Genomic DNA, 11145 nt, shown 5'->3' on the forward strand with positions numbered 1-11145 from the left:
GCCGGCCGGTCACCCGAAGTCGATGCCCTGTGCCAGCGGCAGCTCGGTCGAGTAGTTGATCGTGTTCGTGGCGCGGCGCATGTAGGCCCGCCAGGCGTCGGACCCGGACTCCCGCCCGCCGCCCGTGCTCTTCTCGCCGCCGAACGCGCCGCCGATCTCCGCGCCGGAGGTGCCGATGTTGACGTTCGCGATGCCGCAGTCCGAACCGTCGGGCCCGAGGAACCGCTCGGCCTCGCGCTGATCGAGGGTGAAGATCGACGACGAGAGTCCCTGCGGCACCGCGTTGTGCATCGCGATGGCCTCGTCCAGGTCGGCGTAGGTGAGCACGTAAAGGATCGGCGCGAACGTCTCGGTGTGCACGATCGGCGACTGCTCCGGCATCCGCACCAGGGCGGGGGTGACGTACGCGGCGCCGGGCGCGGATGACACGTCGTGGGCCTCGCCACCGGTGACGACGGTGCCGCCCTCGGTCCGGGCCTGCTCCAGCGCCGCGAGCATGCGGTCGCGCGCGGCCACCGAGATCAGCGGCCCGACGAGCGTGCCACCCTCGCGTGGATCCCCGATCGGCAGGCCGCGGTAGGCGCTCGCGAGCCGCTCGAGCACCTCGTCGACGACCGAGGCGTGCACGATCAGCCGCCGCAACGACGTGCACCGCTGCCCCGCGGTCCCGACGGCGGAGAACACCACCCCGCGCACGGTCAGGTCCAGGTCCGCCGACGGCGTCACGATCGCCGCGTTGTTGCCGCCGAGTTCCAGCAGCGTGCGTCCCATCCGGGCCGCGACGACCGGCGCCACCTCGGTGCCCATCCGCTCCGACCCGGTCGCCGAGAGGAGCGCCACCCTCGGGTGCGCGACCAACGCCGCACCGGTCTCGCGCCCGCCGAGGATCACCGTGGCGAGGCCCTCCGGGGCGCCGTGCTCGGCGGCGGCACGGCGCAGCAGGGCGGTCGCCCCGAGCGCGGTCAGCGGTGCGGTCTCGGACGGCTTCCAGACCACCGGGTCACCGCACACGAGCGCCACCGCCGTGTTCCACGCCCACACGGCCGCCGGGAAGTTGAACGCGCTGATGATGCCGACCACGCCGAGCGGGTGCCAGGTCTCCATCAGCCGGTGCCCGGCGCGTTCGGACGGCATCGTGCGACCCTCGAGCTGGCGGGACAGCCCGACGGCGAGGTCGCAGATGTCGATCATCTCCTGCACCTCGCCGAGTGCCTCGGCGGTGATCTTGCCAGCCTCGAGCGTGACCAGGGTGGCCAGGTCCGCCTTGTGCTCACGGAGCAGGTCACCGAAGCGGCGTACGAGCGCGCCCCGTGCCGGGGCCGGCACCATCCGCCAGGCCGTGAACGCCTCGTGCGCGGCCTCGACGGCGGCGTCCACGTCCACGGGCGACGTCACCGGGAGGGGGAACAGCGCCCGCCCGGACACCGGTGACGTCGGCGTGAAGGAGGCTGCGCCGTCGGGCGTCGACGGCAGCTGCGCGCCGAGCCGGCGCAGTGCCTCGAGGGCCTGGTCGCGCGGGTCCGGCAGGTCGGTGCCCGCGTCCTCGAGGTGCCCGACGGCGGGGGTGGCGTTCGTGGTCATCGTGGTCCTTCGGTGAGGCGGGCGCGGGAGGCCTCGCTCTGTGCGGCGTACAGGTCGAACGGGTCGAGGAGGTCGCGGCCGAGCGCTCCGGCCAACCAGTCCGCGTCGAGTGTCGCAGCCTCCTGGGTGCTGTCCTTCGCGCCGCGGTCGGTGAGGTTGGAGGCGAAGATGCCCGCGGCCGAGGCGGGCAGGAAGTCCTCGTAGACGATCGGGGTGCGGGCGCCGACAGTGCCGTCTGAGTTGTAGGTGTCGTAGGTGAAGTGGGCGAGGCCCTCCTCGTCGAGCTCGGCCTCGGTGCGGGGGAAGTCGCGCGCCCAGATCTCGCGGAGGATCTCCTGTCGGCGGACGGCCGCGGCGCTGCCGGCGGCGCCCACGGGGCCGCCCGCCGCGCCGGGCATCCTCGCCGCACCGCCGCCCCCCGCGCCCCTGCCCCCTGTGCCGCCAACGCGGGGCGCCCCGGCCACCGCGTCGGGTTCACCGCTCGCCTCGGCGCGTTCGCGAGCCTCGACGATCGCGGCGTCGTAGCGTGCCCGCCCGGCGCGGGTGAGCGCGATGCCGCGCGCCTCGACCTCCCCGAACCGGACCCGCAGCGCGTCGGTGACGATCTCGCCGTCGGGCATCCGGAACGCGCGCGGCTCCGCGAGCGCGCGGAAGGAGGTCTGGCGCAGCAGCAGGTCCGGGCCGTCCCACCGCGGCGGGCCCTGGATGTCGTCAATCATCGTGATGCCGCGCTCCGACATCCGCTCGTAGAGCGCGTCGATGTCGAGCACCCGCGGGGTGAGGTGGTTGATGTGGGTACTGGCGACGCCACCGATGTCCGCGGCGACGGCCGAGACCCGTTCCAGCTCGGTGTACCAGGCGCGATCCACCGGTTCGGGCGAGAGTTCGAACGTCGCGGTGGCCAGGTGCAGGAACTCCTCGGCGTCCGCGGAGTCGAGTCCACCGTTCGCCTCGGCGCGGTCGGAGAGCGCGAGCAGGTCCGGGGAGAAGATGCGGCGACGGCCCAGGAACTCCTCGATCCGGGCCTGCAGGTCGGCCGAGAAGAACCGCCGGTCCCCCGGGGTCAGCACCGAGGTGAACACCCGGAACGGGTTGCGCGCGAGCTCCTCGGCGTCGACCGGCCGGAACGCCGTCGACACCACCGGGATGGCGCTGGAGCCGGCGTCGCGCAGGTCGTAGAACCCCACCGGGTACATGCCGATGGCACCGAACACCCGCGCCACCTGGCTCAGCTCGACGGGGGTGCCGAGCCGGATCGCGCCGTGCCGCTCCGCGGTCACCCGGTCGATGCTGCCCAGCCGCTGCGCCGCGGCGGGATCCGCCGCCATCACGTCGGAGTTCACCTCGTGGGCGACGTCCAGCAGCGTCGTGTAGGCGGGGACCTCGCGGCCGTACATGTCGGAGAGAGTGCGTGCGAACGCCGCCCGCAGCTCCCAGGTGACCAGCTCCGGCACGCCCGCCTCCTCGCCTCGACGCCAGCCCTCAGGCTAGTCGAGATCTCACCATGCGGACAGCCGTCGCGGCCGCAGGAGCCGCTGGCCCGGTCACCGCAGGACCACTCGTCGTCAGCCCAGGGAGTCGGACCAGGAGTCGATCAACGCGAACAGGTCGAGCTGGAACGCGGCGTCCCGGGCGATCAGGAAGCCGAGGATGCCCATGATCCAGGCCATGGTCTCCCCCGCAGACCTCGCCATCCAGTCCGAGAGCCGCTGCAGCACCGGCTCGACCGCACGGCGGGCCAGGACCCGCCCGGCGAGGAGCACCAGCGCCGGTGTGATCATCACGAGGCAGTAGCCCGCGAGCACCAGGACCCGCTCGGGCCCGGCGAGGTCGGCCCCGGTGATGAGGCCGATCGCGCCGAGGTAGGGCAGCATCGTCGCGACCTCGAGGACCGCGGCGCCGAGCGCGAGCCCCATCAGGGCCAGGTAGCCGCCCCGGCCCTCGGTGGCCACGGTGCGTTCGCGCCAGCGGGCCAGCCGGCCGGTCAGCGCCGGGGCCGTCTGGTCGGCGCCGACACCCGGCGCCGTGCCGGCCGAGGCAGCGGCGGCGGCGGCGGTCCAGACTCCACCCTCAGCGCCGCCGGCTCCCGCACGACCAGCACGCGCACCCATACCCGTTCCGGACCCACTCGCACCAGCGCCGCCCTCGGCGGCGGCTCCTGCCGACCGACCACTCACGGCGACACCGCCCGCCCCGGCCGCAGCGCCGCCGTCGGACGTCTTCTTCTTCCGCCCGACGAAGAACGAGCCCACGAACAGCGCCACCCCCACGGCGAGCTGCACCCAGAGCAGCACCGGCGAGTCCGACTCCATGATCGAGGCCAGCCCGCTCGCACCGGCCAACAGCGCCAGGCCGACGCCGAAGTAGAACACCGCGACCGTCGCGACGAACACGATCACCCGCTGCGCACGCAGGCGGCCGGGCGCGAGCATCAGCCAGATCGGGATCAACAGGGTGCCGAAACTCGTGGAGTCGATGAGCGCGAGGACCGCGAGCGGGCCGAGCAAGGAGAGTGACATGCCATCACCCTGGAGCCCGCCCACCCCGGCCACATCGGGCAAAGGCAGGTCAGTGGCCTCAGCCCTTCGATGGAGATTCTCCCGCGTGCGACCCTTCACCTTCGGTGCCACGCTCGTCTGATGACGGATGAGGACACCGCCACGGCGCCGGCTGCCGCACCGACGCGTACGTTCTTCGGACACCCCTGGGGGCTGGCGAACCTGGCCGGCGTCGAGATGTGGGAGCGGTTCAGCTTCTACGGGATGCAGGGCATCCTCGTCTACTACCTGTACTACTCCGCGACCGAGGGCGGTCTCGGGCTGACGAAGGCCGAGGCGACCTCGATCGTGGGTGCGTACGGCGGCCTGGTCTACCTCTCCTCGATCCTCGGCGCGTGGGTCGCGGACCGGCTGCTCGGCGCCGAACGCACCCTGCTCAGCGCCGCCGTGCTGATCATGTGCGGGCACATCGCGTTGGCGGTCGTGCCGGAGTTCATCGGCGTGGGCATCGGCCTGATCTGCATCGCGCTCGGCTCCGGCACGCTGAAGGCGACCACCAGCTCGGTGCTCGGCGACATGTACACCAAGGAGGACACGCGCCGCGACGCCGGGTTCTCCATCTACTACATGGGCGTGAACCTGGGCGCCCTGCTCGGGCCGCTGCTGACCGGGCTCGTCTGGAAGATGCAGGGATTCCACTGGGGGTTCGGGCTCGCCGCGCTCGGCATGGCGGCCGGGCTGATCCAGTACCTGTTGCTGCGCCGGTCCACGATCGGTGATGCCGGCAAGGTAGTGACGAACCCCCTGGACCGACGGGGCCGGATCCGGTACCTCGGCATTGCGATCGGCGCGGTCGTCGTCATCGCGATCCTCGCCCTGGCCGGTGCGATCACGGCCGGCAACCTGTCCACGATCGTGGTCGTGGTGACCCTGGCCGCGACGATCGCGCTGTTCGCGATCATCCTGAGCTCGTCGCGGCTCAGCGACGTCGAACGCAGCCGGGTGATCTCCTTCATCCCGATGTTCGTCGCGAGCGCGGCGTTCTGGTCCCTGTTCCAGCAGCAGTTCACCGTGGTGGCCGTGTACTCCGACGAGCGGCTGAACCGTGAGGTCTTCGGCTGGGTGATGCCGCCGAGCTGGATCCAGTCGATCAACCCGATCTTCATCATCATCTTCGCCGGTGTGTTCGCGGCGATGTGGCAGCGGATGGGACCGCGGCAGCCGACCAGCCCGTGGAAGTTCGCCATCGGCACGGTCGTGATGGGGATCGCGTTCCTGCTGTTCATCCCGTTCGCGGGCGGCGGCCCGAACAGCACGCCGCTGCTGTGGCTGGTGCTGATCCTGTTCCTGTTCACGATCGCAGAGCTGTGCTTGTCGCCGGTGGGCCAGTCGCTGTCCACGAAGCTGGCGCCCGACGCGTTCCACACGCAGATGATCGCGCTGTTCTTCATGTCGATCGCGGTCGGCTCCGCGGCCGCCGGTGCGCTCGCCACGTTCTACGACACGGACAACGAGACCCCGTACTTCCTGGTGCTCGGTGGCGCGTCGATCCTGATCGGGGTGATCGTGGCGGCGATGAACAAGTGGATCACGAAGATGATGGCCGGCATCCACTAGCTCCATCCTTCGACTGATCCTCGCGCGGCCGGCGTGTGCTGGGATGGCCGGGTGGCACTCCTGATCGAACTCTGGCGCTGGCTGCGGGCGACGCCCCGCCGGCGGGACGTCAGCGACGCCGTCGCTGTGCTGATCGTCGGGCTGTCACTGATCCTCGCCGACCTCATGCCGACGCTCACCGATCTGCCGACCACGCCGGTGCCGGCGCCCTGGCACGCCATCCCGCTGGTGGTCGGCGCCGCCATCATGCTCGGCAAGCGGCGACACCCGATCGCCGCCCTGATCGCGGGGGCCGCGGTGCTGGCGGTGGACACCGTGATGGGCCTGAGCCTTGGGGTGATGCTGGTCTTCATCGACCTGCTGTACAGCGCCGCCCTGTTCGCGTCGGCTCGCGCGGTCCGGGTGCTCCTGACGACGGCGGCGGCGATCATCGCCGGCTCGGCACTCGCGGCGTGGGTGGCCTCCGGGGACCCGCGGCTCGGCTTCTTCATTGGTCTGCAGGCGTTCGCATTGCTCGCGACACCGATCTGGTGGGGCACGTCCGTGCGCCAGCAGAAGGAGCTGGCCGACCTCGCTCACGAGCGGGTGGCCGACGCCGAGCGTCTCGCGCTGCTACGCCAGGCCGAGCGCCTGCGCGACGAGCGCGAGCGGATGGCTCGCGACCTGCATGACGCGATCTCGGGGAACCTGTCCGCGATCGCGATCACCACCGAGGCGGCACTGGCAAGGCCCGACGGCGGAGCGGACCGGGCCGCGCTGCTCGCCGCCCGAAGGTCGTCGGTTGCGGCGCTGACGGAGATGCGCTCGATGATCACGCTCCTGCGGGCCGGCGACGAGCCCGAGCTCGCGCCCGCACGGCTGAGCGACCCCGTCGAGCTCGCCGGGCTCGGCGTGGCGCACGGTCTGAATCTGACGCTGCCGGCGCGGTTCGGCGCCGACGGTCTGCCCGCCGCCGTCGATCAGGCCGGCTTCCGGATCCTGCAGGAGGCCCTGACGAATGCGACCAAACATGGCGCCGGTCGTGTCGAGGCCCGGCTGACCGACGACGATGGCACGCTCGTGATCGAGGTGAGCAACGCCGTCGGGCCGGCTCGCCGAGGCGACGCGCCCGGCTACGGGCTCGAGATCATGGCCGAACGCGCCACCGCCGTCGGCGGCTCGTGCCGGGCCGGGCCCGACGGCGGACGCTGGCTCGTGCAGGCACGGTTGCCCGCCGTGGCGGTCGACCCGGCCGACCGCCCGCTCGCCGCGACCACGCCGGGCGAGCCGACGCCGTCGGGCATTCGCAACGGTGACCACACCAGCAGGGAGCACCCATGACGATCCGGGTCCTGATCGCCGACGACCACGCCGCGATCCGCGCCGGCCTGGGGCTGATGCTCGGCGGCGACCCCGACGTCGAGGTGGTGGGTGAGGCGGCGGACGGGGAGGTCGCCGTGCGCAACGCTCGGACGCTGCGCCCGGACGTGGTGCTGATGGACATCCGGATGCCACGGATGGACGGCATCGAGGCGACCCGGACGATCGTGGGTGAGGGTCTGGCGGACGTGCTCGTGCTGACCACGTTCGACCTGGACGAGTACGTGTTCGGGGCGCTGCGTGCGGGCGCGGCGGGCTTCCTGCTGAAGTCCACCAGCGCGGCCGCCCTGCTCGACGCGGTGCGGCGGGTGGCCGCCGGCGAGGGCGTCGTCGCGCCGGAGGTCACCCGGACCCTGCTCGACGCCTTCGCGACGTCGCGGCCCGGCGGGTCGGGGTCCCCGGAGCAGGGGCACACACCGGTCGGGGCCGACGGCGCCGCGGCGGAGACCGTCGAGCGCGCCGGGCTGACCGCACGTGAACTGGAGGTGCTCGCGGCCCTGGCGCGGGGGCTGTCCAACGGGCAGATCTCGGCCGGCCTGCACATCACCGAGGCGACCACGAAGACGCACGTCTCGCACCTGCTGGCGAAGCTCGGCTGTTCCTCACGGGTGCAGGCCGCGATCCTCGCGCGGGAGGCGGGCATCGCGTAGGCCCCGGGCGGGATCACGAGGCGGACGACGGGCCGATGGAACGGTGGGTTCGGACTTCGTGAGTTCAGTGCCCGGCATCTCGGTGCCGCCTGAGTTCAGAGCCGCCGCGTGCGCCTCGTGCGTCCAATGCCGCCTACGCGTGCAGTGCCTCGTGCGGTCGGTGCCGCCGGCGGTCAACGCCGCGTGCGTTCAACCGACGAGGCCGGCGGCCCTCGCCCAGTCGCCAAGCTCGACGCGAGCGTCGGCGTCGAGCTCTCGCAGGGGCCTCGGCAGGCTCGGCGTACCGATCAGGCCAAGCTCCTCGGCGAGCGCTGACGCCACCCGCATGCTGCCGTGCCGACGCATCAGCTCCCACACCGTCTCCAGCGCCCCCGACAACGCCAGTGCGCCGTTGTGGTCCCCGGACTGCGCAGCTCTGGTGATCGCCATGGCCTGCTCCGGAAGAACCCCGCCGAGCACCGAGTACCACGCGTCACAGCCGGCCTTCAGACCGGTGGCGGCCACCGGGTCGCCGCTGATGCCGATGGTCACGTGCTCGGGCACCGCCGCACGCAGCCGCTGCACGTGATGCATGGCAGCGTCGCTCCCGTCAGGCACCCCAGGGATCTTGATCGACCGCACCCGTGGCAACAGCGACACGCGCGCATAGAGGTCGACGCTGAACGTGAACTGGGTGGTCCTCGGGTTGTCGTAGACGCAGAGCGGTACCGAGAGTTCGGCGGTGACGTCCTCGTAGAGACCGAACACCTCGTCCTCGGTCAGCGGCTGGTAGGACACCGGCGCCAGCAGCACCGCGGACGCCCCCGCCGCCTGCGCGTCCGCGCTCAGGTCGAGCACCTCCCGTGTGGCCAGGGCACCGATCCCGATGACCACCGGGATCCCGGCCGCGGCATCGACGGCCAGCCGCGCGACCCGGGCCCGCTCGGCTCGCGTCAGGTACGGGTACCCACCGGTCGAACCCAACGGGCAGACCATGTCGACGCCTGCCGCCACGAGCCGGCGCACCAAGCCCACGAACGCGTCCTCGTCGATCCCGGCCGGCCCGACCGGAGTGAGCGGAAATGCGCCGAGTCCACTGAAGAGGTTCACGAGGAACACTCTCCCGCATCGCCGTTGTGGCGACTCGCGCTGATGTCCGTGCGGCCGCCTTGGGCGTCAGCCAACCGACTCCCCGCGCTGGCCCAGCACCCGCTGCGCGAGCTCGCCGGGCGTCATGGCTCCCGGCTTCGTGCGCTGGGCAGCGGCATGACGCACCAGGGCCGCAAGGCCAGCGTTCACCGGCGCGGTCCGGCCGAGGCGGTGGGCGATCGCCACGATCTCACCGTTGAGGTAGTCGGTCTCGGCGGATCCGCTGCCACGATCGAGCGACTGCCAGGTCGAACCACCCATGCGTTCGGGCGCTCCTGCCACGGGGGCCGCCGTGAGCTGGTCGCGCGAGTGTCGTTCGGACTCGTCCGAGTTCATGGTGATGCCCGCGGCCTCGTAGATCGCGGCGGCCTCGGCACGGGCGGCCTCGGTGATGTCCTGGCCCAGGCTGCCGTCGCCGAGGAGCGCCTGGACGGCGTTGCCGAGATTGCCGACCAGCTTGCGGTACTTCCAAGGCATGACGTCGTCGGGTGTCGGAACCTGGATGCCGGCCCGGCCCCAGTCCTCGGCGAGCTGCCTCAAGAAGGCGGCGTCGTCGTCGTCCGCGAGGGCGGCCGGGTAGCGGGCTGCGTGGAGGATGGCGCGGACCGGGGCGCAGCGCACGATGATTTCGCCGGGCTGGGCGAGCACGGCGGGCATCCACACGCAGACGCCGTAGACGCGCGCGAACCACCGAAGCGCGATCTCCTCGCTCGCGACGCCGTTGAGGGCGGTGAGCAGAGGCAGCCGTTCTCCCGCCGTGCCGACCACATGGCCGCCATCGTGCACCGGCGCGTCCGCCCAGGTAGCGAGCGCTGCGGCCGCCTGGTGGGTCTTCGTGGCGAGCACGAGCACATCGTCGGTGCGGAGCTCGACCTCCTCGGGCGAGGCCGCGACGTCGGGTCGGCGGGTGATGACGCCGTCGGGCATTCGCACGGTCAGCCCATGCTCGCGCATCACCGTCAGGTGGTCGCCGCGTGCCACCAAGAGCACCTCGGATCCTGAGTCATCCAGCAGCCCGCCGACGCCCGCCCCGATCGCGCCCGCTCCGATCACCACGTATCTCATGTGCCTACCCTGCCCGATCGGCGGCCTGCGCCGCAGTGTTCGACCGCTTCTCTGAGACCGGCGCCGCTGCGCACACGCGCCCTCGCGAGCGTCGACACCTGATGCCTGCGCCTGACAGCGGACGTTGACACCCGATCTGCCGACTCTCCTGGTGACGGTCACGCTCTGAGAAGTCACGGACCGAGAAGTCACGGTCCTCTCTCGGGCTCCTCAGCCCGCTCGGGCGAGATCACGATGGTCTCGACACCTGGGACCACCGCCACGGCGCACATTCTCGCGGCCGGACGGGCCGACACCACCGCTATAAGTGGGCGCTGCCGCACTCGCTGATCCGCCGCGTTCAACACCAGCGCAGACCTCTCTTCGAGCTACCGGCTGCTCCGCCGTAAGCCCTCCCACCGTCATCCCGGCATGTCGTCCGTGCGCCTTGTGGATGGAGGGTCATCGGGGTGTCTCGGGGCCCGGTTTTGGGTTGCTCGGATGGGCTGATGTCCGTGTATCCACAACGGAAATCGGGGTTCTTGCGCTGTCGGTGGGACGTCCTAGAGTGGAGCTCAAGCAGTCAAACGCACGTATGAAACGGTCAGCATTTCGGACCTGGAACTTCGATGGGGAGGTGAGCACACATGGACGACACCACAACCACCACCACCAGCGGCCCCGGCAGCAGCGGCCCCGGCGGCGGCGGTCCGTCGGGGGTGGGGGTGGCGCTCGCCTCGCGGATGCATCTGTCTCTGGCGGATCTGATGGCCGGGTCCTTGGATGACCAGCTCATCGCGATCGAGGCCCTCACCCAGGGCATCGCCACCGCTGATCCGGTCAGCGAGTCCGAGCGGTACGGGTCCCGGTTCCTGGGCCAGGCGGCGTTGCGGACCCATCTGATCACGCAGGCGTTGACCGGTGCCCAGCTGGACTGGATGGGCGCCGAGGCCGAGGCCGGGACCTGGGACACCAGTAAGGGGTTTCGTACCTATCCGCACTACGTGGCCAAGACCTACGGCATCAGCGGTGCCAACGCCCGCCGGATGGCCACCCTGGCCACCGGTCTACGCAACAGCCTGCCCGCGACCCGCACCTGGCTACGGACCGGGCAGATCGGCGTCGACCAGGCCCAGATCCTGCTCAAGGCCACCACCACCCAAGCCGCGGTCGACGGCCTCCAATACCCCGCCACCCCCACCACCGCCGACGGCACTGACAGCACGGCCGCCACCGACGCCACCGTCGGGACTGACAACGGCGGCCCG

At 71.6% G+C, this 11145-nt stretch carries 9 protein-coding genes; 4 read left to right on the forward strand and 5 right to left on the reverse strand.

Going from position 1 to position 11145, the window contains the following annotated elements:
* Nucleotides 1–9: 9 nt before the first annotated feature.
* The 3 genes from amaB to HALOF300_RS04440 all read right to left on the reverse strand — a co-directional run bounded on the left by amaB (nucleotide 10) and on the right by HALOF300_RS04440 (nucleotide 4100).
* Nucleotides 10–1581 (reverse strand): L-piperidine-6-carboxylate dehydrogenase, encoded by a 1572-nt coding sequence (gene amaB / locus HALOF300_RS04430; RefSeq protein ID WP_156739660.1) that lies wholly within the window; start codon nucleotides 1579–1581, stop codon nucleotides 10–12.
* Nucleotides 1578–3035, reverse strand: a complete 1458-nt coding sequence (locus tag HALOF300_RS04435; RefSeq protein WP_269455261.1) for a VOC family protein — start codon at nucleotides 3033–3035, stop codon at nucleotides 1578–1580. Before HALOF300_RS04435 ends, amaB begins: the two co-directional genes overlap by 4 nt.
* A gap of 111 nt (nucleotides 3036–3146) precedes the next feature.
* The gene (locus HALOF300_RS04440) at nucleotides 3147–4100 is read right to left on the reverse strand and encodes a GAP family protein (RefSeq protein WP_156739662.1); all 954 of its coding nucleotides are present in this window, start codon (nucleotides 4098–4100) and stop codon (nucleotides 3147–3149) included.
* A 120-nt stretch (nucleotides 4101–4220) separates the two neighbouring features.
* On the opposite strand from HALOF300_RS04440, the gene HALOF300_RS04445 reads away from it, so the two are divergent.
* Genes HALOF300_RS04445 through HALOF300_RS04455 form a run of 3 tightly spaced genes read left to right on the forward strand, consistent with a single transcriptional unit; the run spans nucleotide 4221 to nucleotide 7705 of the window.
* On the forward strand, nucleotides 4221–5696 hold the full coding sequence (locus HALOF300_RS04445) for a peptide MFS transporter (RefSeq protein ID WP_156739665.1): 1476 nt from the start codon (nucleotides 4221–4223) through the stop codon (nucleotides 5694–5696).
* A gap of 51 nt (nucleotides 5697–5747) precedes the next feature.
* The gene (locus tag HALOF300_RS04450) at nucleotides 5748–7016 is read left to right on the forward strand and encodes a sensor histidine kinase (RefSeq protein WP_156739667.1); all 1269 of its coding nucleotides are present in this window, start codon (nucleotides 5748–5750) and stop codon (nucleotides 7014–7016) included.
* Nucleotides 7013–7705, forward strand: a complete 693-nt coding sequence (locus HALOF300_RS04455; protein ID WP_156739668.1) for a response regulator — start codon at nucleotides 7013–7015, stop codon at nucleotides 7703–7705. Before HALOF300_RS04450 ends, HALOF300_RS04455 begins: the two co-directional genes overlap by 4 nt.
* A 189-nt stretch (nucleotides 7706–7894) precedes the next feature.
* On the opposite strand, the gene HALOF300_RS04460 is transcribed toward HALOF300_RS04455, so the two are convergent.
* On the reverse strand, nucleotides 7895–8794 hold the full coding sequence (locus HALOF300_RS04460; RefSeq protein ID WP_156739670.1) for a dihydrodipicolinate synthase family protein: 900 nt from the start codon (nucleotides 8792–8794) through the stop codon (nucleotides 7895–7897).
* 66 nt (nucleotides 8795–8860) lie between these two features.
* On the reverse strand, nucleotides 8861–9898 hold the full coding sequence (locus HALOF300_RS04465) for a ketopantoate reductase family protein (protein ID WP_197522305.1): 1038 nt from the start codon (nucleotides 9896–9898) through the stop codon (nucleotides 8861–8863).
* 626 nt (nucleotides 9899–10524) lie between these two features.
* Here HALOF300_RS04465 and HALOF300_RS04470 point away from each other — a divergent pair.
* The coding region (locus HALOF300_RS04470; RefSeq protein ID WP_156739672.1) for a DUF222 domain-containing protein at nucleotides 10525–11145 on the forward strand (621 nt) is incomplete at its 3' end.

The organism is Occultella aeris, from assembly GCF_902703175.1.
In the GTDB taxonomy this organism is placed as follows: Bacteria; Actinomycetota; Actinomycetes; order Actinomycetales; family Beutenbergiaceae; genus Occultella; species Occultella aeris.

Bases quoted from the DNA above. Each gene is read 5' to 3' on its own strand.
- HALOF300_RS04465 (WP_197522305.1), bottom strand. From the start codon at position 9,898: ATGAGATACGTGGTGATCGGAGCGGGCGCGATCGGGGCGGGCGTCGGC.
- HALOF300_RS04455 (WP_156739668.1), top strand. From the start codon at position 7,013: ATGACGATCCGGGTCCTGATCGCCGACGACCACGCCGCGATCCGCGCC.
- HALOF300_RS04445 (WP_156739665.1), top strand. From the start codon at position 4,221: ATGACGGATGAGGACACCGCCACGGCGCCGGCTGCCGCACCGACGCGT.
- HALOF300_RS04440 (WP_156739662.1), bottom strand. From the start codon at position 4,100: ATGTCACTCTCCTTGCTCGGCCCGCTCGCGGTCCTCGCGCTCATCGAC.
- amaB (WP_156739660.1), bottom strand. From the start codon at position 1,581: ATGACCACGAACGCCACCCCCGCCGTCGGGCACCTCGAGGACGCGGGC.